The sequence below is a fragment of the Burkholderia sp. A9 genome (assembly GCF_000801975.1).
Window position 1 is genome coordinate 1 of sequence record NZ_JSZN01000030.1, and the last position, 22,718, is coordinate 22,718.

Annotated in this window: 17 protein-coding genes and 3 pseudogenes; 7 read left to right on the forward strand and 13 right to left on the reverse strand. The window is 65.0% G+C overall.

The features are described 5' to 3' along the window. Together PI86_RS17765 and PI86_RS17965 are read left to right on the forward strand one after the other, a co-directional pair. Nucleotides 1-325 (forward strand): annotated as a pseudogene (locus PI86_RS17765) (threonine ammonia-lyase, biosynthetic); the annotation flags it as partial. Then, nucleotides 305-763 (forward strand): annotated as a pseudogene (locus PI86_RS17965) (LWXIA domain-containing protein). The pseudogenes PI86_RS17765 and PI86_RS17965, both read left to right, overlap by 21 nt. 66 nt (nucleotides 764-829) lie before the next feature. On the opposite strand, the gene PI86_RS13160 reads toward PI86_RS17965, so the two are convergent. Next, nucleotides 830-1,726 (reverse strand): response regulator transcription factor, encoded by an 897-nt coding sequence (locus tag PI86_RS13160; protein ID WP_326929234.1) that lies wholly within the window; start codon nucleotides 1,724-1,726, stop codon nucleotides 830-832. Between PI86_RS13160 and PI86_RS13165 the strand changes: the two genes are divergently transcribed. The 4 genes from PI86_RS13165 (at nucleotide 1,629) to PI86_RS13180 (ending at nucleotide 8,554) form a co-directional block, all read left to right on the forward strand. Continuing rightward, nucleotides 1,629-3,398 (forward strand): hybrid sensor histidine kinase/response regulator, encoded by a 1,770-nt coding sequence (locus PI86_RS13165; protein ID WP_039323081.1) that lies wholly within the window; start codon nucleotides 1,629-1,631, stop codon nucleotides 3,396-3,398. The two genes, PI86_RS13160 and PI86_RS13165, sit on opposite strands and share 98 nt — an antisense overlap. Nucleotides 3,399-3,836: 438 nt before the next feature. Then, a complete protein-coding gene (locus tag PI86_RS13170; protein ID WP_039323085.1) occupies nucleotides 3,837-4,718 on the forward strand; it encodes a sterol desaturase family protein in 882 nt (293 codons plus the stop codon). 9 nt (nucleotides 4,719-4,727) lie between these two features. Further along, nucleotides 4,728-6,647, forward strand: coding sequence for a serine hydrolase domain-containing protein (locus PI86_RS13175; RefSeq protein ID WP_039323088.1), 1,920 nt, complete (start codon nucleotides 4,728-4,730; stop codon nucleotides 6,645-6,647). Continuing rightward, entirely contained in the window at nucleotides 6,644-8,554 is a 1,911-nt protein-coding gene (locus PI86_RS13180) for a serine hydrolase domain-containing protein (protein ID WP_235362759.1), read from the forward strand. The genes PI86_RS13175 and PI86_RS13180 overlap by 4 nt, the downstream gene beginning before the upstream one ends. A 166-nt stretch (nucleotides 8,555-8,720) precedes the next feature. Here PI86_RS13180 and ttdB read toward each other — a convergent pair whose 3' ends face one another. The 3 genes from ttdB to PI86_RS13195 are packed head-to-tail and all read right to left on the reverse strand — an operon-like array spanning nucleotide 8,721 to nucleotide 11,575. Next, entirely contained in the window at nucleotides 8,721-9,329 is a 609-nt protein-coding gene (gene ttdB, locus PI86_RS13185) for a L(+)-tartrate dehydratase subunit beta (RefSeq protein WP_014899352.1), read from the reverse strand. Further along, complete coding sequence (ttdA, locus tag PI86_RS13190) at nucleotides 9,326-10,225, reverse strand: L(+)-tartrate dehydratase subunit alpha (RefSeq protein WP_039323094.1); 900 nt, start codon at nucleotides 10,223-10,225, stop codon at nucleotides 9,326-9,328. Before ttdA ends, ttdB begins: the two co-directional genes overlap by 4 nt. A gap of 48 nt (nucleotides 10,226-10,273) precedes the next feature. After that, a complete protein-coding gene (locus PI86_RS13195; RefSeq protein WP_039323097.1) occupies nucleotides 10,274-11,575 on the reverse strand; it encodes an MFS transporter in 1,302 nt (433 codons plus the stop codon). A 174-nt stretch (nucleotides 11,576-11,749) separates the two neighbouring features. Here PI86_RS13195 and PI86_RS13200 point away from each other — a divergent pair, with 174 nt between their 5' ends. After that, on the forward strand, nucleotides 11,750-12,673 hold the full coding sequence (locus tag PI86_RS13200; protein WP_039323100.1) for a LysR family transcriptional regulator: 924 nt from the start codon (nucleotides 11,750-11,752) through the stop codon (nucleotides 12,671-12,673). A 45-nt stretch (nucleotides 12,674-12,718) separates the two neighbouring features. On the opposite strand, the gene PI86_RS13205 is transcribed toward PI86_RS13200, so the two are convergent. The 9 genes and pseudogenes from PI86_RS13205 to PI86_RS13240 form a co-directional block, all read right to left on the reverse strand. After that, nucleotides 12,719-13,291 carry an ankyrin repeat domain-containing protein gene (locus PI86_RS13205; protein ID WP_326929235.1) on the reverse strand — a complete coding sequence of 191 codons (573 nt, stop codon included), beginning with the start codon at nucleotides 13,289-13,291 and terminating at the stop codon, nucleotides 12,719-12,721. Between the two features lie 157 nt (nucleotides 13,292-13,448). Further along, nucleotides 13,449-14,951 carry a catalase gene (locus tag PI86_RS13210; protein WP_235362760.1) on the reverse strand — a complete coding sequence of 501 codons (1,503 nt, stop codon included), beginning with the start codon at nucleotides 14,949-14,951 and terminating at the stop codon, nucleotides 13,449-13,451. Nucleotides 14,952-15,932: 981 nt separating this feature from the next. After that, a pseudogene (locus PI86_RS16580) lies at nucleotides 15,933-16,223 on the reverse strand (helix-turn-helix domain-containing protein); the annotation flags it as partial. 248 nt (nucleotides 16,224-16,471) lie between these two features. Continuing rightward, entirely contained in the window at nucleotides 16,472-17,155 is a 684-nt protein-coding gene (locus tag PI86_RS13215) for a MarR family winged helix-turn-helix transcriptional regulator (protein ID WP_235362761.1), read from the reverse strand. Between the two features lie 112 nt (nucleotides 17,156-17,267). Further along, nucleotides 17,268-18,215, reverse strand: coding sequence for an alpha/beta hydrolase (locus tag PI86_RS13220; RefSeq protein ID WP_235362762.1), 948 nt, complete (start codon nucleotides 18,213-18,215; stop codon nucleotides 17,268-17,270). A gap of 5 nt (nucleotides 18,216-18,220) precedes the next feature. Beyond that, nucleotides 18,221-19,048 (reverse strand): SDR family NAD(P)-dependent oxidoreductase, encoded by an 828-nt coding sequence (locus tag PI86_RS13225; protein ID WP_039323106.1) that lies wholly within the window; start codon nucleotides 19,046-19,048, stop codon nucleotides 18,221-18,223. A gap of 11 nt (nucleotides 19,049-19,059) precedes the next feature. After that, complete coding sequence (locus tag PI86_RS13230) at nucleotides 19,060-20,337, reverse strand: Rieske 2Fe-2S domain-containing protein (protein WP_039323109.1); 1,278 nt, start codon at nucleotides 20,335-20,337, stop codon at nucleotides 19,060-19,062. Nucleotides 20,338-20,361: 24 nt separating this feature from the next. Next, a complete protein-coding gene (locus tag PI86_RS13235) occupies nucleotides 20,362-21,663 on the reverse strand; it encodes a Rieske 2Fe-2S domain-containing protein (RefSeq protein WP_039323113.1) in 1,302 nt (433 codons plus the stop codon). 45 nt (nucleotides 21,664-21,708) lie between these two features. Continuing rightward, nucleotides 21,709-22,707 (reverse strand): PDR/VanB family oxidoreductase, encoded by a 999-nt coding sequence (locus tag PI86_RS13240; protein WP_200885202.1) that lies wholly within the window; start codon nucleotides 22,705-22,707, stop codon nucleotides 21,709-21,711. Nucleotides 22,708-22,718: the final 11 nt, after the last annotated feature.

Genomic DNA, 22,718 nt, shown 5'->3' on the forward strand with positions numbered 1-22,718 from the left:
GACCGTCGACCTGACCCACGACGAGCTGTCGAAGGAACACATCCGCTACATGGTAGGCGGCCGCTCGCCGCTCGCGCACGACGAACGCCTGTTCCGCTTCGAATTCCCGGAACGGCCGGGCGCGCTGATGAAGTTCCTGTCGTCGATGGCACCGGACTGGAACATCAGCCTGTTCCACTACCGCAACCAGGGCGCGGACTACAGCTCGATCCTCGTCGGCATCCAGGTGCCGCCGGCCGATCACGGGGAGTTCGACCGATTCCTCTCGACGCTTGGCTATCCGTCTGTCGAGGAAGGCAACAACGTGGCCTATCGCTTGTTCCTGCAGGACGAGAAGAACAAGCCGTCCGGTCCGTCGCCGCAGCCTTCGAGTTCGAGCTCCGCGACGCCGACGCCGAACGCATCGTCGAGCGCATCGCTCGCACCGTCGCCCGGTGCGACGACGCCGCCGGCCCAGCCGAGCGCGTCCGCGACGCCGTCGGCATCGTCGACGCCTGGTACGCAGCCGGCGCAACCCCCGACGAGTTCGCCGAGCGCGACGCCGCTGACGGTAACTGTGGCACCCGGCGATGCGTTGTGGACGATCGCCGAACGTCACGAAGGATCGCTGCTTGCCGCGGCGCATGTACCGCCCGACGAACAGTAGCGGAAGTCGGACGGTCAGTGCATCAACGTCGCGCTCGACGAGATCCTGCAACTCGACCGGAACCTGGCGAGCAATCCGGGTGCGATCGATGTCGGGCAGCAGGTCATCGTCGGGTGACGGACGTCGGGCAGGTCGGGATGCGCTGGCAAGTGGCGACGGGCGGCCGGGGCGGCGGCCGGGGCGTCAACGCAGTATTGCCTCGGCGCTGACATCGTCGGAAAGCGGCAGCACGGTCAGGCCGTCGCGCAGCGCATACGCGATCACTTCGGCAACGTTGTGCAACGACAGCTTCGACATCAGGTTCTGTCGATGCTTGCGCACCGTCAGCACGCTGAGATTCAGCTTGATCGCGATGTCCTTGCTGGAATGTCCGTTGGCGATCAGCACGAGGATCTCCTTCTCTCGCGCCGTGACCGGTGGCACGGTACTGCCGCCGGTGTTCTCGAGGACATGGGCGAGCGAATCGCTGACATAGCGGATACCCGACAGCACCAGCGAAACGGCACGCAGCAGCTCGTCGCCATCTTCATGCTTGAGCATGTATCCGTCGACGCCGATGGCCACGGCCGCCCGGACCGTGGCCGGGTTCTGATTGCCCGTGACGACGAGGATCCTGGTCTGCGGCGATTGCGCCTTGATGCGCTTCGCCAGGTCGAGACCGGGGAAGCCGGGTAGATCGAGATCGAGCAACAGCAAGTCGGCCTGCGTCTCGCGCACCAGCGGCTCGACCATCCGGCCGTCGCCGGTTTCCCCCACCACGGTCCAGTTCGCCCGCGTCTTCAGCAGCAGCTTCAGCCCGTCGCGAATAATGGCGTGGTCTTCGGCAAGCACGATCTTTTTCATTTTTCTTTCGCCTTCTCCCGGGGCACCCGGAAGTGCAATCCTTTGCGACAATACGATGCAACCCCGTTGCGACGTGTCACGCGGCGGGCGAGATCGACGCCCGACCAGTCCAACGCCGGATCCGCTACGCAATTCTGAAATGGCAAAAAGGATAGCGCAAGAACATCGTGCCCACGTGCAGCTGGAGCTGGTGAATACGCTGTACCGGCAGTCGCCGCCGATCCTGTTCGGCAACATCGCCGTGGTCAGCCTGACCACCTTTCTGTTGTGGAACGAGGTGTCGCGGCACGCACTGCTCGGGTGGGCCGCGGCGATCTGCGTGCTGACCGCCATCCGCACGGTCATGGTCTGGCGCGATCGCCGCGCGGGCGAACACCCTGCCGGGACGGCCAGGCGCCGCGCGCGCATATACCTGGTGTTCGCGGGCTTGTCCGGCTGCCTGTGGGGCGCCATGGGCGTGCTGTTCTTTTCACCGGACAACACGATCGTGACGGCCCTGATCTGTATCGTGCTGGCCGGCATGACCGGCGGCTCGGTGGCGTCGCTGTCGTCGTGGTGGCCGACCTACGTGGCCTACGCATTGCCGACCGTGCTGCCGTTCGCGATCCGGTCGTTCATGTATGGCAGCGCGCTGTTTTCGGTGCTCGGATTCCTGTCGCTGTTCCTGCTCGCGGTCAATCTCGCCTTCAGCCGGACGCTGCAGCGTACCGTTCGCGACGCCGTGTCGCTACGCTTCGAGAACGTCGACCTGATCCGGCAGCTGACCGAGGAAAAGGAGCGCGCCGAACTCGCCAATCGCAGCAAATCGCAATTCCTGGCCGCTGCCAGCCATGACCTGCGCCAGCCGACGCATGCGCTGGGCCTGTACATCGCGACGCTGCGCGCGATGGCACGGGCGCCGACCGTCGACGGAACCGCGCTCGCCGATATTGCCGAACGTCTGCGGACCGCGTTGAAGGGCATGTCGCAATTGCTGAACGTGTTGCTGGACATTTCCCGGCTGGATGCGGGTGTGATCGATGTCGAACCGCGCCGCTTTCCGCTGCAGCAGGAACTCGATGCGCTCGACAATCAGTTTCGGCAGGCCGCGCAGGCCAAAGGATTGACGCTCAGGATCCGGCCGACCTCGATCTGGCTGGAAACCGACGCGGTGTTGCTGCACACGATCCTGTCGAACGTGTTGTCGAACGCGGTGCGCTATACGCCGCGCGGCGGCATCCTGCTGGCTTGCCGGCGGCGCGGCACCGATGTCGACATCCAGGTCTTCGATACCGGCATCGGCATCGAAGCCGATCAACTGCCGAATATCTTTCGGGAGTTTTACCAGATCGGCAATGCGGCGCGTGACCGGGAGCAGGGGCTGGGCCTCGGGCTCGCGATCGTGCAGCGCACGGCCGTGCTGATCAATGCCGGCGTCCAGGTGCGTTCGACGGCGGGCCGCGGCTCGCTGTTCTCGGTGCGGCTGGCGACGGCCGACCATGCGCGGTCGCGCGAGACCGGCGCGCATCAGCCGGGCAGTGGCCAGGACGCCGGGCGCGAGCGCACCGGGAGAACCATTCTCGTCGTCGACGACGATCGCGACGTGCTGGCCGGCATGCAGACGCTGCTTCAAACCTGGGGGCACACGGTAATCGCCGCGCAATCGCTGGAGCGCGCGATCGAGCTTGCCGCCCCCCATCGCGCCGAACTGGACATGGTCGTGACCGATTTCAGGCTGGCCGGGCACGTTACCGGTGCGGATGTCGTCCACACGGTGTTCCGGTCCATCGAGCGCGAGATACCGGCCATCATCATTACCGGCGATACGTCGCCGGAGGGCATCCATGCCGCGTCGTCGAGCGGCTTCCGCGTCATGCACAAACCGCTCGACCCGCACGAAATGCAGGCCCTGATCGACGCGTCGGCCTGACCGCATCGTGCCCGTTTGCGCCGACACCCGAGCGTGACGCGTTCGTGACAGCGGCCGGCAAGGCAACTACTGCATATGCGGTATTTCCCAAACGAATCGGGTGCAGTACCTTCGCACCTGCTGGCAATCGTAAAAAAACAGTGGCGCGGGGTGTAGAAGAAGGCCTGGATAACCGGGGAGACCAACCCACGGTTCGGGCCGCACGTTCGATCGAGTCGGTACGGCACAGGCACGACCTGCGCCGCGCAAGCACCGGTCGGTCCGCGTGCGGCCGATCTTTTTCGGGGCGTAGTCCTTTCTGATTGCATCGCGACAGGGTGCCGTGCCTGCACCTTGAATCGCGTTCACCTTGCGCATGAGCCGACCGGCAAATCGCGGTCGAACCTTGAACGGCAATGGCGTCGCCGTCATTGCCCGCCGGCCTGGAGCGCAACGGTCATGCAAAATCTGCCCAATATCATGATGGCCGCGTTCCCGGCCTTCGCGGTGCTGATCGTGGTGGAAGTCGTGCTCGCCGCGGTGCTTGGCAGGTCGCTGTACCGGACCCGCGATACGCTGGCGAACATCGCGCTCGCAATCGGCGCACTCGTCGCCAGTGTCCTGACCGGCGGCCTGGTGCTGGCGGTGCTGAGCTGGGTGTACGAGCACCGGATCTTCACGATCCCGACGAACGTCTGGTGGGCGTGGGTGCTGTGCTTCTTCGCGGACGATTTCAGCTATTACTGGTTTCACCGCCTGAGTCACGAGGTGCGCTGGTTCTGGGCCTCGCATTCGGTTCATCATTCATCTGAACAATACAACCTGTCGGTATCGCTGCGCCAGACATGGACGGGCACGATCACCGGCTCGTTCCTGTTCTGGGCGTGGATGCCGTGGGTCGGGTTCCATCCGAAGATGATCCTGTTCATGCAGTCGGTGAGCCTGATCTACCAGTTCTGGATTCATACCGAGGCGATCGGCAAGATGCCGCGCTGGTTCGAGGCGCTGCTGAATACGCCGTCGCAGCATCGCGTCCATCACGGCAGCGATTTCGAGTATCTGGATACCAACTACGCCGGCACCACGATGCTCTGGGATCGGTTGTTCCGGTCTTACACGCCCGAGCGATTCACGCCGCACTACGGCCTGACGTCGAGCATCGGCACCGACAATCCGTTCAGGATCGCGTTTTACGAGTGGGGCAACATCGCGCGCGATCTCGCGAAGGCGGGGAGCGTGCTCACCGCGATCAATTACCTGATCCGGCCGCCCGGCTGGAGCCCGGACGGCAGTTCCCTGACCACGCGCGACGCGCGACGGGCAGAACAGCAGGTTTCCTGAGGCGACGATATGACCCACACACGCGATCCACATGACCCGCGCCGCGACACGGCACCGTCCAGCGTCGGCCGCCGGCAATTCCTCGAATATGCGGGCGCGGGATTGTTGTCCGCGGTGCTGCCGGGATGCGGCGGTGCGGACACGATTCAGCAATCGACGTATGGCGCAACCATCGCAGCAGCGCAGCAGACGATCCAGGCCGCGCTCGATGCCCGACCGCAAAGCCTCGCCGGCATCTCCGTTGCGTTGCTCAAGGGCAACCAGGTGGTGTGGGCACAGGCGTTCGGGAATGCCTCGGTCAGCCCGGCGGTGGCCGCCACGCCGACGACGCGCTACAACATCGGTTCGGTCACCAAGGTGATCGCGGCGCTGGCCGGCGTGATCCTGCAGGATCGCGGCCTGATCGATCTCGACGCGCCGATCGTCCGCTACCTGCCGTCGTTCTCGATGTTGTCGCCGGAGTACGCCCAGATCACGTCGCGTCATCTGCTGTCACATTCGTCGGGGCTGCCCGGCCAGAACGTCGACAACATGTTCACGTATGCGCCGGTTGCAGGCTATGCGGAGACCGCGCAGAAGGTGCTCGCCAACGAGCACCTGAATCATCCGCCGGGCCAGTTCGCGGTGTACTGCAACGACGGCTTCACGCTATTCGAACTCGTGGTCACGGCAGTCACGGGGCTGAGCTTCACGGATTTCGTTCAGCGCAACATCCTCGCGCCGCTGAACATGACGCATTCAGGCTTTCTGACCAGCGTGCCGACCAGCGGCCAGTTCGCGCTGGCCTACGCGAACGGCACCCAGTACGGACAGGAATTCTCGAATCCGTATGCAACGGGTGGCCTGTCGACGACGCCGCTCGACATGATGAACCTCGCGCAACTGTTCATCGGCAACGGCCTGTTCCAGGGGCAACGCATCGCGTCGGCGGCGGGGATCGCCGACATGCTGACGGACCAGACCGACCGGTGGCAGGTCAAGTCGACCCGGCTCGGCTACTCGTATGCGTTTGGCCTGGGCTGGGACGACGTCGACGATCCGGTCCTGCGCGCCGCCGGCGCCGCGGGGGCGTACAAGAGCGGCGGCACGCAGTTCTTTTCGAGCCATTTCTACGTGCTGCCGGCCGCGCAAATGGCGCTGATGATCACCGGCAGCATGGGCTACGACGCGGCCAGCATCGCTCCCGCGATCCTGCTGCAGGCGTTGCAGGAGGACGGCAGCATCGCCGGCGCGCCGGCGCGGGTGAATACCGGTGCGCCGTCGGCGGCTGCGTCGCCGGACGTGTCCGCGGTCAGCGGCGTTTACGGCAACGAATCGACGCCGATGCAAGTCGCCGTGAATGCGGACGGCAGTCTGTCGTTGACGAAATGGAACGGCACCGCGTGGGTGTCGGTCGCCCCCGGTACCGCGCCATACGTGTACCGCAGCGACGGCTGGTGGTGGTGCGAAGGCGATACCGTGTCGTACCGGTTCGATATCCTGCCGGGCACGGACGATGCGGGCAACGCGGTGAGCAATCGGTATCTGACCAAGCGTGTCGTCGACGGCTCGGGCTACGTGTTCCGCGTCACGCCGTATGGACAGCAGCTCCAGGCGTTGCCGGCGCTCGACGGCGCATGGCAGGCGCGCGTGAACTCGACGTGGAACGTGATCAACGAATCGGCGCAGTCGGTGTTGTCCGCCGGCATGCTGCGCGTGTCGCTGGGCAGCCTCGGCGCGTTGCCGGGCTATGTCGTATTCGCCTACAGTACCGACGGCGGCACCCACACCAACTACCAGCTGTTGAAGCCGCTGGCCGACGACCGCTGCGGCATGACCGTCAGGGTACCGGTCATGCCGGGCCGCGATCTGTTCGAAATCAGCATGACGACCGTGAATAACGTCGAGACGATGGCTGCTTCCGGATGGCAGTGCCAGCGAGCGTCATGACCCGCGTGAAGTGCTCGATGCTCGACGATCGGCAGGTTCCGAATCGTGGCGACGGCGGGCCGGCGAGCCTGCATCGTCGCCAGTTCCTCGGCTGCGCAGGAGCGGGGGTGCTCGCGGCGCTGCTGCCAGGATGTGGTGGCAGTATCGACAACCGCTACGGGCAGACCATCGCGTGGGGCCGGCAAGCGATCGCGACGTTCGTCGCGCAAGGCGTACCCGCCATCTCGATCGCGCTGCTCAAGAGCGACGTCATCGTGTGGCAACAGGCGTTTGGCGTGATCTCGGCAGCCGGCACGCGCGCCACCGTCGAGACCCCGTTCAACATCGCATCGGTCAGCAAGGTCTTTGCCGCGCTCGCGGCGGTGATCCTTCAAGATCAGAACCTGATCGGGCTCGATACACCCATCGTCGAGTACGTGCCGGGGTTTTCGATGCTTTCCCCGCAATACGCGAACATCACGATCCGTCATTTGCTTTCGCATTCATCCGGGCTGCCCGGCAACAATTCCCACAACTTCCTCTCGCTCGCGCCGCTGTCCGGTTACGCGGACGACACCTTTGCGGCGCTCGGGAACGCGCACCTGAAGCATCCGCCCGGCGAGCTTGCCGTGTACTGCAACGATGGCTTCACGCTGTTCGAGCAGGTGGTCCTGGCCGTCACACGGTTGAGCTTTCCGGCATTCGTGCAGCAAAACATCTTCGACCCGCTCGGCATGACGCGTTCCGGCTTCCCCGGTGCCGCGCAGGCGCCCGGCGTGCCGCCGAACGCGCGGCTGGACGGCAAGTGGTATGCGACACCCGAGTACGTCAACGCCTATGCCGCGGGCGGCATCAGCTCGACGCCGGGCGACATGATGAAGTTCTCGCAGATGCTGCTCGCGCAGGGCATGTACCAAGGGAAGCGGATCGCGTCGGCGGCGGGCATTGCCGGCATGGCGCTGGATCAGACGCAGATCGTCGGCGTGAAGATCAATCCGACGTCCGCCTACCCGTGGGGGCTGGGCTGGGATACCGGTGCGGAAAGGGCGCTGCAGCGCGTGGGAGTCGCCGCGTGGCAGAAGAACGGCGACACCACGTTCTCGAGTTCGCTCTTCGTGTTGCCCGGTGCGCAGATGGCGCTGATGGCCTCCGGTTACGGGGGATACACGCCGGCGGCGCTCGCCGAAGAGATCCTGCTGCGCGCCCTGGTGGAGGACGGCACGATCGCCGCGCTGCCCGCGAAGATCAGTGTGTCGCCGGCTCCGCCGGCTACGGCCCCCGCACCGGGCGACGCGGCCGGCATCTACGCCAGTTGCGACTCGGTCTTGCGGGTGGGCCTTGACACGAACACGCTCACGCTGGACGTCTGGACCGACACTGGCTGGGCATCGCATCCTCAAAGCCCGTTCCGGTACGGCAGCGACGGCTGGTGGTGGAGCGCGAGCGGCAGCGGGCCCGGCTTCGCGTTCGCCGCCGTGCCCGACCCCGATCAAACGGGCAATACCTGCCGTTACCTGATGGTGCGCATGGCCGACAATGCCGGCTATGACGCGCTGACGGCGCCCGTCTATCAGCAACTCGCCGCCAATCTGCCCGAACTCGATATGGCCTGGACGGCCCGCATGGGCACGCAATGGCAGGTGAACAACGAGTCCGCCGACACGATTCGCTCCATGACGCACGCGGGTGTGCTGCAGGCCAGCGTGAACCGGCTGCCGGACCTGCCGGGCTACATCGTCATGCGCAACTGCGACGATAGCGGCAAACCCGTCTGGCAGATGCTGCTGCCGCTGGCCGACGACCGGGCCGGGATGGCGATCAGGATTCCGGGCCTGAATGGCCGCGATCTGTGGGAGGCGATCTTCACGGCCGTCAACGGACGACCCGCGATGACGATCGGCGGCGTGACCTACGCGCCGGCAGGTTGATTGCGGTGCCGGCACCGGCACGGATCAGCGGAACACACCGGAGAAGACGCGCCAGCGTGGACGCCCGGACGATCCGGAACGCCTGGCGGCGCGTGGGTTGGGCGGACTCGTGCGGGGCAACGCGCAGGCCGGCCGGGAGCGACACCCCCGGCCGGCCTGCGGGCACTTACTTGATGAAGCTGAGCTGCTGGCTGATCCTGTCGAGAACCGGCTTCTTCTTTTCGTTGAAGGCGACCTTGTTCTGCTGGATCAGGTTGTTACCCTTGGTGTCGATCGAGATGATCAGCGGACCGAACACCTTGACGCGGTTGATCCACAACGTTTCCGGCATGCCCAGATCCTGCCATTCCGCGCCTTCGATTTCCTCGACCAGCGTGGCGGCCAGCACCGCGCAGCCGCCGGGGAAGATCGCGTGGACGGCCTTGTGTTCCTGGCAACCCGCCGCCGTTTCCGGGCCCATGCCGCCCTTGCCGACGATCAGCTTGACCCCGGTTTGCGCGATGAACTGGCGTTCGAATTTTTCCATGCGCATGCTGGTCGTCGGACCGATGGAAACCATTTCGAAGCTGCCGTCGTCCTTCTTGCGCACGATCGGGCCCGCATGGAAGATTGCGCCGCCTTCGAGGTCGACCGGGAGTTGTCGACCCTGTTCGATCAGCCGTCGATGCGCGACGTCCCGGCACGTGACCAGGCGGCCGGTCAGATAGACGACGTCGCCGATGTTGAGATCTTCGAGATCTTCGCTCTTGATGGGGGTGGTCAGAATCTTTTTCACAGCACCACTCCTTCGTGGGACAGGATTTCATAGGACAGGTCGGCATTGATGCGGATCTTGCCGCGGCGATGCGCCCAGCAACCGGTGTTGACGGCGACGCCGATGGTCGACGGGTGACGTGCCGACGACTCGATATTGACGCCCATCACGCTGTTGTTGCCGGTCAGGCCTTGCGGCCCGATGCCGATTTCGTTGAGCCCTTGCTCGAGCAGATCCTCCATCAGGGCGGCGCGCGGATTGTCGCTCTTCGAGTCGACCGGGCGCAGGATCGCCAGCTTGGAGAGGCGGGCGGCCGTTTCGACCGAGGTCGACACGCCGACCCCGACGAGCAGCGGCGGGCATGCATTGACGCCGCGTTCCGTGATGACGTCCATCACGAACTCCGCCACGCCTTCGTAGCCTTGTCCGGGCATCAGGACCTTGGCCGCGCCGGGCAGGGTGCAGCCGCCACCGGCCATGTAGACGTCGATGGTGCAGCTGTCTTGTTCCGGAACGATGCGCCAGTCGAGCCAGGGAATCTGGGTGCCGGTGTTCGTGCCGGTGTTCTTCTCGTCGAACGTTTCGACGGCGTTGTGGCGCAGCGGGCCCATTTGCGTCGCGCCGGCGGTCGCGTCGCGCAGGATCTCTTCCAGTTCGCCCAGCAGCGGAAAATGGGCGCCGGCCTCGACGAAATACTGGATGACGCCGGTGTCCTGGCAACTCGGGCGGTTCAGCTTGTCGGCCGCGTCCTGATTGCTGTCCATCGAATCGTAGATCGACTTCGCAAGCGGATTGGTTTCAAGCGTGCGCAGATCCGCGAGCTTCGCCTTCACGTCCTTGGGCAGGCGCTTGCCGATATAGGCCGTAAATTTCGCCATGGTGTCCGTCACGGACTGAATGGCTGCTTCCTTGTCCATTTTGCATTCCTCTAGCAACGTATTGAGTGGGGGGACGAGCATGTGAGTTCAGTGCGCGGCGGCATTGCCGCGCGTCAGCGCCGAGCGCTGCGAACGGGCCAGCGACAGCGTGAGTACGACGGAGAGCACCAGCAGGCCGGCGACGAAACAGAGTCCGCCCGCGAAGCTGCCGGTCTGGTCCTTGATCCATCCGATCATGGCCGGCCCGACGAAGCCGCCGAGGTTGCCGATCGAATTGATGGTGGCGATGCCGGTCGCGGCCGCGGCACCGGAGAGGAACGTCGTCGGCATGGTCCAGAGCGGCGGCTTGGCGCAGCTGATCCCGATGTTGACCAGCGTGAGGGACGCGATCAGTCCGACCACGCTATGGGAGAGCGCGGCAACCACCAGACCGACGATCGCCGCCACGCAGGCCAGCACGACGTGCCACGTGCGTTCGCCGGTGCGGTCGGAGTGGCGTGACCAGACGACCATCGCAACGACCGACACGATCGGCGGAATCGCGTTGAGCAGGCCGACCGTCATCGACGACACGCCGAGATGCCGGATGATCTGCGGTGCCCAGATGCCGAGGGTGTACAGGCCGGCCGACGTACCGAAGTAGATCAGCGACAGGGCAAGCACACGCGGATTCGCCAGGCCGCTGACGATGCCGTGCCTGGCCGTGGTCGCCCGGCTGGCAGCTTCCTGATTCATGACGCCGACGAGCCAGTTGCGCTCGTCCTCTTTGAGCCATTTGGCCTGTTCGGGGCGATCGGTCATGAAGAACAGGACGACGAAACCCAGGATGACCGCCGGCACGGCTTCGATCACGAACAGCCACTGCCAGCCGTGCAGGCCCATCACGCCGTTCATTTCGAGCAACGCCGCCGACAGCGGCGACCCGAGCGCCGTGGAGATCGGCGCGGCGGCCATGAACAGCGCCACGACGCCGGCACGGCGGCGCGCGGGGAACCAGTAGCCGAGATACAGGATGATGCCGGGGAAGAACCCGGCTTCCGCCGCCCCCAGAAGAAAACGGATGAGGTAGAAGCTCGTCGGTCCCGTGATGAAGGCCATGCACACGGAAACGATGCCCCACGTAACCATGACGCGCGCGATCCACAACCGCGCGCCGACCTTGTGCAGGATGACGTTGGAGGGCACTTCGCAAATGAAGTAGCCCCAGAAGAAGATGCCGGCTCCGAGGCCGAGTATCGATGCGCTGAAGCCCAGGTCCGTTTTCATCGTCAGCGCGGCGAAGCCGAGATTGACCCGGTCGATGTACGCGACGAAGTACAGCAGCATGATGAAAGGCACGATACGCCAGCTCACCCGTCGCAACGTGCGCTTTTCAAGTTCCATGTCCATGGAATGTCTCCGTTATCCAATGACCAATCGATGTCCGGGCCGTCTGATGCAGCCTCGACGCCGTCTCCCGGAAGCCTTCAGGCGAGCGCTTCGGTGACGCAGGGCGAAGGTTAATCCGATAGAATTTCGTGAGAATCGACCTGGATTTAATTCATCATTGCAAAAAATTCACGAATGAATACGGACTCGGAGCTGGGCTTCTTTTGCTTGCTGGTGAAACAGGGGAGCTTGGCGGCGACTGCGCGCGAATTGAACCTGACCCCGCCGGCGGTCTCGCGCCGGCTGTCGGCCATGGAGGATCGTCTGGGGGTGCGCCTCCTGAATCGCACGACCCGGCGCATCAGCCTGACCAGTGAAGGCGAAGTCTATTTCGCGAACGCGCGGCGCATCCTGAGCGACATCGACGACATGGAGCGTCTGGTGTCCAGCACCCGCGAAGCGCCGAAAGGGTTGTTGCGCGTCAACGCGCCGTTGGGATTCGGTCGATCCTATATCGGGCCGTCGATCTCGGTGTTCAGCCAGGCTTACCCCGACGTCGAGGTGCAACTGCATCTCACCGACCGGCCCGTCAGCCTGCCGGACGAAAGCATCGATTTATCCGTGCGTTTTGGCGAGATGCCGGACTCGCGTCTGATCGCGAAGAAAATCGCGTCCAATCGCCGCTTGCTGGTGTCGTCGCCGGCGTATCTGCGGCTTGCCGGTCAACCGGCTCACCCACACGACCTGACGCACCATCAGTGCATCGTGCTGCGGCAGAACGATGCCGCCTACGGCAACTGGCGCCTGACCCGCGGCGGCCGCACCGAGACGGTCAAGGTGCACGGCAAACTGAGCACCAACGACGGGGAGGTCGCGCTGAACTGGGCGCTGGAGGGGCACGGCATATTGATGCGCGCTGAATGGGACATTGCCAAATACTTGCGGAGCGGCCGGCTGGTGCAAGTATTGAGCGACTTCGACACGCCGCCCGCCGACATCTACGTGGTGTATCCGGAACGGCTGAATCTGTCGGCAAAGGTCGCGTGCTTTGTCGAGCACCTGCGAAACTACCTCGGCGAGCATGCCGACGGTCCGTCTCCGGTCGATTCGAACTGGTAGGTCATCGCGGTTGCAACGAGTACCCGGGCCGATGCGCGCGGGTATTTACGGCCTCAACCGCAACGTCACATCCGCATTCGGCGTTGCGCCGACTTTCTCGAGCGCGGCAACCGCAGCGTCGTTGCCTTGCAGGATGGCGTTCTGCAGCGCCGTGCGGCCGAGTGCGTCGAGGTGATCCGGATTCGCGCCATGTGCGACGAGCACCGGCAGCATGTCGAGCCGGCCGAACAGCGCGGCGAATGACAGTGCCGTTTCGCCGGCGTAATTGGTCTGGTCGATCGGGCAGTGCGTATCGGCCAGCCGCTTCGCGATCGCAGTCTCCCCCTTGAACAGCGCCCCCATCAGTGCCGTGTTGCCGTGACGATCGCCGATGCATGGGTCGGCACCGTTGCGCAGCAGATAGTCGAGCGTCGCGGGCTGGTCGCGGTAGGCTGCGAGGATGACCGCGGTATAGCCTTCGCGCGTCGTCGTGTCGATCGGGTAATGCGCGTCGACGAGCGACTGCAGGATATCGATGCGGCCGAGACGCGCGGCGGCAAACCACGCATCGTCGTATTGGCGCAGATCGGCGTGCAGTCGGGGTGGGGAACGGCGGCGGGCTGTGCGAGCGGTGCGCAAGCCGCGACCACGACGGCGCCCGCGATCGCGAGCGTACGGAAGAGGGCGGTTTGGAGTCGATTCTTCATCTGCGATGCGCGCCGCGCATGGCCGCGCGGCGCAATCAGGTAGGGTGGGACGCGAAGGCGGCGCGTGCAGCCTTCGCGCTATCGCCCGATCAGTTCTCGACGAGCTTGTCGGCGAGCGACTTCACACGGGACGGGTCGGCATGCGTCGCACGCGCGAGGCGCGTGCCGTAGTCTGCGTCTGCCTTGTAGAAGTACGACAGCATCGCGTACTTGTTCGCGTCGTTCGTCACGTGGCTCAGGTCGCCCGACAGCGCGGTCACCAGGTCCTGCCGTTCTTGCGCGGACAGCATCCGGTAATACTCGCCCGCTTGCCGGAAGTTCAGCGTCTTGCCGATCGCGGCCTGCTGCGTCGTGCCGGACAGCGGCGTCTGGACCGACTTGTAACGCGGGTTCTGCGCGAGTTCGTTCAGCGTCGACGGCTCGTAGTTCACTTCACCCTTGCGGTCGCCGAAGTTCATCGCGCCGTCCTGGTTGTTGTTCGTGACGGCCACGCGCGGACGATTGATCGGCAACTGGTTGAAGTTCGCGCCGAGGCGGTACATCTGCGTATCCGCGTACGAGAACATCCGGCCCTGCAGCATCCGGTCTTCCGACGGCTCGATGCCGGGTACCATCCGCGACGGTGCAAAGGCGGATTCCTCGGTCGACTCGAAGTAGTTGTCCGGCACGCGGTTCAGCGTCAGCGTGCCGACCTTGCGTTCGGGAATGCCGGCCCACACCTTCGTATCGTCGAGCGGGTTGAAGTCGAACGCGTCGAGTTCGGACGGCTTCAGCACCTGAATATAAAGATCCCACTTCGGCGCGTTACCGGCCTTCAGCGCGCCATACAGGTCGTTCGTCATCAGGTTCCAGTCGGCGCCGATCGAACCCGCAATGTCCTTCGGGCGAAGCCCGTGCATCCCTTGCTGGCTCTTCCAGTGGAACTTCACGTACGTGTACTTGCCGTCGGCGTTGACGAACTTGAACGCGTGCACGCCGTAGCCGTCCATGTGCCGGTACGAATCGGGCATGCCCTCGGTCGTGTATAGCCGGGTCAGCATGCTGGTCGCCTCGGGCGCATGCGCGAAGAAGTCGAACGCGAGGTTCGCGTCCTGCACGCCGGTGACGGCGCTCGGCTTGTTCGCATGCACGAAGTCAGGGAACTTGATTGCATCGCGGATGAAGAAGATCGGCAGGTTGATCCCGACCAGATCCCAGTTGCCTTGTTCGGTATAGAACTTCACGGCGAAGCCGCGCGGATCGCGCGCCTGCTCGGGCGAGCCGCGATAACCCATCACGGTCGAGAAGCGGACGAACACGGGCGTCTTCGTGCCGGGCGTGAAGACCTTGGCCGTCGTCAGATCGTTGAGGTCGGCGCTCGGTACGAACTCGCCGAATGCGCCGGTGCCGCGGGCGTGCACGACACGTTCGGGGATGCGTTCGCGATCGAAGCGCTGGAGTTTTTCGATGAGATGCGAGTCCTGCAGCAGCGTCGGACCGTTCGGTCCGGCCGTCTGGGAATTCTGGTTGTCGCCGACGGGCGAACCGTTGTCGCGCGTCAGTTCGACGGCATGGGAAGAAGAGGCCAATGCGACGCAAGCTGCGGCAATCATGCTCTGAAAAAAGCGATTCCCGGTGTATGACATATCGATGAGGTTCCTTGGCTGAGGGGGAAATGCCGACGAAATGTAATGGTTTCGACGTGAAACAAGCCAATTGAATCTCTCTAATTGAATGATAGGGAGTCGGATAGCTACTTCTATAATTCGGCTAACTAAATTAATTTATTCTGCCTGTGATGAAGCAGTGGAAGGCGAGCTATCGGGATGGAAAGGGCTGGTGCGTTATCGGTTTGAAACCAGTCGACCTATGCATCGAGACGGGCCTGCAACGTGACGCCAGCACTCCGTGATGGCGCGATTGAAGGCAACCTTGCCTGTGTGCCGTGGCACTCGCTACGCGCATGTCTGCCAGCGGCGAAGTGCGCGGGTATTCGTGCTCCGCGAATCCGTTGGCCATTCCTCGACGGGAACGAATTGCTGGAAACGGATCATTCGACTGCGCGACGAACAGGGAAGGGCAAAGCGACGGAGGCTGCGGTGCGAACAAGGTCGCCGACTACCAATGGCGACCAGCTGATCGCGCCTTGCCCGGATCGATTGACAACTCGACGGGAGGAATCATGGCGCATCACAATGCGGCGCACGTCTGCACGTGACAGCAAGGGCCGTTTCAAACGGAAAAAGCGGTAACATGAGCTTGCCTCGTGCCGGGCCTTTTCAAATTGATCAGCACTACTTCATGGGTTGACATATGGACGTAACAAAACCTCACATTCGATTTGCCTGGAATGGTTTTGAACGCGGTTGGCTATGCAGCAGTGGCGTGCTGACGGTATGGGGCAAAACACCGAACAGTGCCTACGAATTCTGGGTTCTGATGTTCGAGCCAAGTAGTAATTGCCGAATTCGAGCGGACCATCGTGGGCGCAGCCCAATTCCGGCACTGGTCGTAAGCTAAACGCAATAACAGACCCGGCCTTGGTCGGGTTTCTTTTTTGGGGAGCGAGTGCTTGGAGTTTTGCGCGGCATCTACAATCCAGCCTCTGTCATCAGCGTCCCGACCGTTTCCTTCGACAACTGCAGCCCGTGGCATTCCCACACCTTCTCGCAGGTCAGCGTCGGGCCAAAATCGGCATAGCGATCGCGGATGATCGTCGGCGCCCGTCGAGCCAGATCCTCATCCAGCCGCCGATTACCGGGACGCCCACGTTTGCGCGAAGCCAGTCCGGCGGCGCCAGACTCGCGGTAACGATCCACCAGACGCTGGACCCGACGTACGGTCACGCCCAGTCGTTCGGCCGCGCGTCCGGGCTTGAGTCCCATTGGTAGGAAGCGCGATCAGCACGCACGAACCTGAAGGGGGCTAGAGGGGGAGCATCGCAGTGGCGTCGGCGCTGATCTGAACAGCTTAGACGGTCGAGCGCCCGTCTGCGCCAAAGCACGACGTTTCGGGCGATCCTGGATTTAGCGCGATCGGTCTAGCAGCCAGAAAGGTGGGAGATCAAATTCCGTCATTCCGGAAAATTTTCGTAGATCCAGAAAGATAATCACCGCACGCGCTGCTTCGTTGCTTACTTGCGACTGCGTGGTGAATGCCGCGCTTTCTTGGTCTGCTGGTCAGACGGCGCGTCGTTGGCGTCGCCGACTTCCGAAAGCACGTGCTCTTCCATCAACGCCAGCGTACGCATGCAAAATTCGTTACCGGCAGTACGCTCGGCGTCGGAGAAATACGCCATCGCAGGTGCAATCGACGACTCGTTCGCGAGCTTCACGACGGCCTTTTCGACGACGTCGAGCCCCTTTCGCGTCAGGTGCACGATGAATCCGCCGGCATGGCCAGGATCGGGGCGGCGCTCGACCATCCCGAGGCTCGCCAGGCGGTCGATCTTCTTGGTGATTGCACCCGACGTCACGAGCAGCGCGCGGTACAGGTCGGTCGGGCGTTTCGCGTAGGGTTGCCCGCTGCGGCGCAGCGCAAGCAGCACGCGCATGTCGGAGCCGCTGATGCCCCACATGCGCTGGCACATCTTGTCGAACGACTGCTCGACGAGCGTGCCGATCCGCATGAAATAGATCGCCAGCAGGAAATTCGACAAGTCGAGATCGCTGTGCTCGTGCTGCCACTGCAGCGTGATCAGTTCGATCAGGCTGTTGCGCGGCAGGCTTGCCTTGGCGGCGGGTTCCATCTGCGTCGGGGCCGCCGGGCTGCCGGCGGTTCGGCGACGGGTGGGCTGCTTCGCGTCTGCGGTGCTCATCTCGATGGCTTCCTTGGAAGGGGTGCGACCGGGTCGATCGTAACGGAGCGGCGACTGGTACCGCTATCTGCCATTGTACGTAAGTTTCCCGGTCGCACGTCCACGTGCATCGCTACCCTGCCTGCACGGCCGCCCGCAGCATGTCGGCCACCTGTCGCTGGGCGAGCGCGGCGGCATCGACCTCGCCGCGCATGCCGTAGAACGTGTGCAACATGCCCGCATAGCGCACGCAGGTCGTCGGCACGCCCGCATTGGCAAGCTTGCGCGCATACGCTTCGCCATCGTCGCACAGCACGTCGCACTCGGCGGTGATCACGAGGGCCGGCGGCAGGCCCGCGTGGCTCGCTGCATGGAAAGGCGACAGCGTCCAGACCGACGGCGACACGCCGTGATCGAGCGCGTACTCGCGAAAGGCGTGCGCGACGTCGGCCGTGCGTTGCACGAAGCCTTCCGCGTACACCGACCGCGATGCGTGCTGCTGGCGCGCGTCCGTCGCCGGGTACACGAGCGCCTGTGCGAGGAGGCGCGGCCGCGCATTCTCGCGCGCGAGCAGGCACACGACGGCGGCGAGATTGCCGCCCGCCGATTCGCCGAATACCGTCAGCCGTGCGGTCGGCAGCCCGTGCTCGTGCCCGTGTTCGGCCGCCCAGCAGGTCGCCGCCCAGACGTCATCGAGCGCGGCGGGGAACGGATGCTCGGGCGCGAGTCGATAGTCGACGCTGATCACGGCCAGCCCCGAGTCGTTGGCCAGGTGCCGGCAGACGGCGTCGAAGCTGTCGAGATTGCCCATTCGCCATCCGCCGCCGTGAAAGGCCAGCGTCACGCCGGTCGCGCCGTCGGGATGGTAGATGCGCACCGGGATGCCGCCGCCCGGGCCGGGCACCGCGAGGTCGAACACCTTGTCGATGCGTGGGCCGGCCGCCCGTGTGGCCGTGCGCGCAGCGATGCCGGCGCGCGCGTCGTCGGCGCTCATCTGCGCCAGGCTCGGCCGCGCGGCAGCCGCGTCGGCGAACGCGCGTAGAGACGGATGAATCAGGTCGCGCGGGGAGGGCTGTTTCATCGTGCTCATGGCGTGGGCGTGGCCGACGGGGCAAACGTGATCGCAGGAATCGCGGCCTTCACGCTCAGGCCGCCGTCGACAGTGACGATCTCGCCGGCCATGTGCGCGCTCAGGTCGGACGCGAGGAACAGCAGGTGGCCGGCGATCTCGGCGGGCGTGGCCGCGCGCCCGATCGGGATCGCTTCGCCGACGCGCGTCCAGGTCGCGGCGTCCAGCCGCTGGTTCAGCCGCGGCGTGCGCACGAACCCCGGCGACACCGCGTTGATGCGCACGTTGTAAGGCGCATACTCGACACCCGCGCAGCGCACCAGATGGTGCAGCGCCGCCTTCGACGCCGCATACGCGACCTCGCTCGGCACCGCGCGATCGCCGGCGAGCGAGCCGACGAACGCGAACGTGCCGCCGCCGTCGCGCTTCATCATTTCGCCGCCGATCTGCAGCGCGAGGTACGCATGGCGCACGACGATGTCGAACTGCTGCGCCCAAGACGCGTCGTCGACGGCGGCCAGCGGCTTGATGCCCGCCACGCCGATGATGTCGACCACGCCGTGGATGCGGCCGAATTGCTCGCGTGCCGTGTCGAACACGCGCTGCATGTCGTGGCGCGAGGTGGCGTCGGCCGTGCATGGAATACCGCCGACAGCGTCGGCGATGCGGCGCGCGAGCGTCTCGTCGCGGTCGACGCAAAGCACGCGTGCACCGGCCTGCGCAAGCGCGTGAACCGTCTGCTCGCCGATGCCTTGGCCGGCGCCGAGCACGACGAAACCGCGTCCGTCGAGGCGCAACAGGGACAAGTAATCCGGTGTGTGGCTGCGGGTTGGGTCGTGGGTCATCAAGGTTCTCCTCAGGCTTCGACGGCTTCGGTGGTGGCGCGATGCGCGGGCAGCAGATCCTGCCAGGCCGCATCGTCCGCGAGCGGCCGGTCGCACGCGCTGACGCCGCGCAGGTCGAGCCCGAGCGCGGGCGGCTGCTCGTTGTTCATCACGCGCTTGACCGCTGCCAGCAGTGCGCGGCGTACGCGCACGACGGCCTGGTCCGCCGGCACCAGATGCTCGCGCGAGCGGTCGTACAGCGGCCCCTGGGACAGCCCGATCGTCGCATCCTCGACTTCGACGCCGCGCAGGCCGGTCCAGTTTTCCTTCATCAGCGCGCGGCTCTGGCCGAACGAATCGGCCCAGCTCGCGTTGAACGTGCAGTTCTTGCGATCGTAGTACTTCGGATCGTCCAGGCCCAGCAGTTCGATGATCTTGTCGTCGGTGACCGGCGAGTCGCCGTGCACGACGATATAGGTGCTCGTATGCATGTCGTCTTCCGGCACCTCGAGCACGGTGAACAGGAACGCCGGCGCGGGAATGATGCGGCCGTACGGCACGATGAACGGCACGACGCGCGCGTTGCGCACACCCGGCTCGCCGGTCTTGCGCAGCGCAACATAGTGAAAACCGAACGCCGTGTCCTCGATCTTCAGCGACGGTTCGAGGTCGTTCGACGCGAGCGCGGCCGGATTCACGACGTCCGGATTGCGCGTGAACGAATCGTCCTTCCAGCCCGGTCGCGCCATGTTGGTATGCAGCACGCCGACGTGCGAGCTGTCCTCGCCGCCTTCGACCAGCTGCAGGTAGTTGCAGGCGACGTTGATGCGCAGCACGACGCGATGGTCCGGAGCCGCATCCATGAACGCATAGCGCGAGAACGCGGGTTCCAGCTCCTTCGGGCCGACATACGCCCACACGATGCCGCCGGCTTCGCGCACCGGGAACGCGGGCGCCTTCATCCGCGCCGCGTACTTCGGGTCCGCATGGTTCGGTGTCTCCAGCACGGCGCCGGACACGCTGAACTTCCAGCCGTGATACAGGCAGCGAATGCCGCCTTCCTCGACACGGCCGAGCGCGAGCGACGCGCCGCGATGCATGCACAGCTCCTCGAGCAGGCCGACCTCCCCGTTCGAATCGCGGAACGCGACGTACTGCTCGCCTAGCAGACGCACGCGCAGCGGCGCGCAGTCCGGCTCCGGCAGTTGCGCGGACGTGCAGACCGGGTGCCAGTAGCGCCGCATCAACGTGCCGCCGGGCGTGCCCGGGCCGACGCGGCACAACATCTCGTTATCTTCGTGGCTCAACATGTTGGACTCCTGTTCAAATGGTGGTCATGCATTGCGTTGCGTGCGCGTGCCGGCCGACGACACGATCCGGTGGTGCGGCACCAGCCGACGCCAGTCCTCGCCCGGGCCGATCTCGCCGGATACGCCGATCGCACCGCCCGAATCTGCCCGCAGCGCCGGAATGTCCTGCTGATCGCGCTCCGCACGTGCGCACGCGAGCAGCGTGCGGTGCAGGCGGCTGATCGCGAGATCGGCCGTCGACAGCATTTCCTGCGACCGGTCGCGGATCGCGCCGCTCGAAATGCTGCAGGCGGCGTCTTCCTGCGTGATGCCGTCGAATCCGGTGAAGTGGCCGTCGCGCTGCGCCCGACGATCCTGGCGATAGCCGTTGATGAACGACATCGCGGCCGGCGAGTCGCAGGTATCGAGCGTCATCCCGTACTTGCGCAGCGTCGGCTCGTCGAGACCGACGAACTTGAGCTGCGCGCTGCGCAGCGGCTCTTCGCCGACCGGCTTCTGCGCATCCCACCACACGTGGAAGAAGTAGCAGCGCTCGTCGTTGATCGGCACCGCGGCGAGCCATACGTCGCCGTTCGCGTTGGCGATGAAGCTCGGCGCGATGAACGACGTGACGCGCGCGATGCGGTTGTCGCCGGCCTGGCGGATCGCGACATAGTGAAAGCCAAAATCGGTCTCGTCCGCCTCGATCGTCGGGGCCGCGTCGAACTGCATGTGCGTGATCTTCCCCGCGTAGTCCAGGTCGGACGCGTTGGTCTGCGCGAGGGCGGAACTGTGCAGCACCGTCAGGTGCGACGAATCGACGAGACCTTCGATCACCTGCACGAAGTTGCAGTTGACGATCGCGCACACGTTGATGCGATGGGTATCGGGCTGGTCCATGAACGCGCGGTGCGGGAACGGCGGCGCCTTGCCTTCGGGGCCGAGGTACGCCCACATCAGGCCGCCCGCCTCGCGCACCGGATACGTGCGGCCGCGGATGCGGCTCTTGAACTTCGGATCGGGGACGTTCGGCGTTTCGAGCACCGTGCCGTCCACCGCGAATTTCCAGCCGTGATAGATGCAGCGCAGGCCGTCGCCGTCCGCGCGGGCGAGCTGCATCGACGCGCCGCGGTGCAGGCAGCCTTCGTCGTAGAGGCCGGGCCGGCCATCGCGGTCGCGCCAGACCACGAACCGCTGCCCGAGCAGCTCGATCGTTTCCGGATCGCCGTTCGGCTGCGGCAGGTCCGACGACTGGATCACCGGCAGCCAGAAGCGGCGCATCGCGTTGCCCATCGCGGTGCCCGGGCCCGTGCGGCACATCAGTTCATTGTCCTGCTTGGTCAGCATGTTGAATTCCTCGTTCCAGTGTTCAGTGGGATGCGTGCGGCGGCGTCAGAGATCGAGCACCAGTCGCGCAGTCTTCGCTCGCGAGCAGCACGGCATGAAGCTGTCGTTGCGCGCTTTCTCGTCGTCGGTCAGGTACAGGTCCCGGTGATCGGGCTCGCCGGCCAGCACCTTCGTCATGCAGGTACCGCACACGCCTTGCTCGCACGACAGCGGCAGGTTGAATCCGGCATCCAGCAGCGCATGCGCGGCCGTCTGGCCGGCGCCCACTTCGATCACTTCGCCGCTGCTGCGGATTTCGATCTCGAACGGGCCGTCTTCGTCCGACGGCTCGACCGGCGGCCCCGCGAAATATTCGCGGTGCAGATGCACGTCGTCCCAGCCGAGCGCGCGCGCGGTCTGCAGGACGTGATCCATGAATCCCGTCGGCCCGCACACATACAGATGCTTGTCGGCCGACGGCGCGCCGATCGCGGCGTGCGCATCGAGGTGCTGTCCGTCCGGACCGTCGTCGACATGAACCTGCACGCGGGCGTGCGGATCGTCCGCGGCCGAAAGTTGCTGCACGCGTTCGACGAATGCCATGCGCGACAGCGAGCGGCCGCAGTAGTGCAGGTCGAACGGGCGGTGCTCGCGCGCCAGTTGCTGCGCCATGCAGAGGATCGGCGTGATGCCGATGCCGCCCGCGAACAGCAGCGACCGCTCGGGGCCGCGGTGCAACGCGAAGTGGTTGCGCGGCGCGCTGATCGACAGCGTGTCGCCTGCGCGGACATCGTCGTGCAGACACCTCGATCCGCCGCGCGATTGCGGTTCGCGCAGCACGCCGATGCGGTAGCGCGACCGTTCGTCGGGCAGGTCGACCAGCGAGTACTGGCGCACGAGCCCGCCGGGCAGGTGCACGTCGATATGCGCGCCGGCCTCGAAGTCGGGCAGGGGGGCGTCCGACAGCGGCGTGAGTTCGTAACCGACGATGCCGTCGGCGAGCCACGTCTTCGCGGATACGCCGACTTGCAGCAGCGCGTTCGACGACGGAGTGTTCTGTTCCATGATGGACGCTC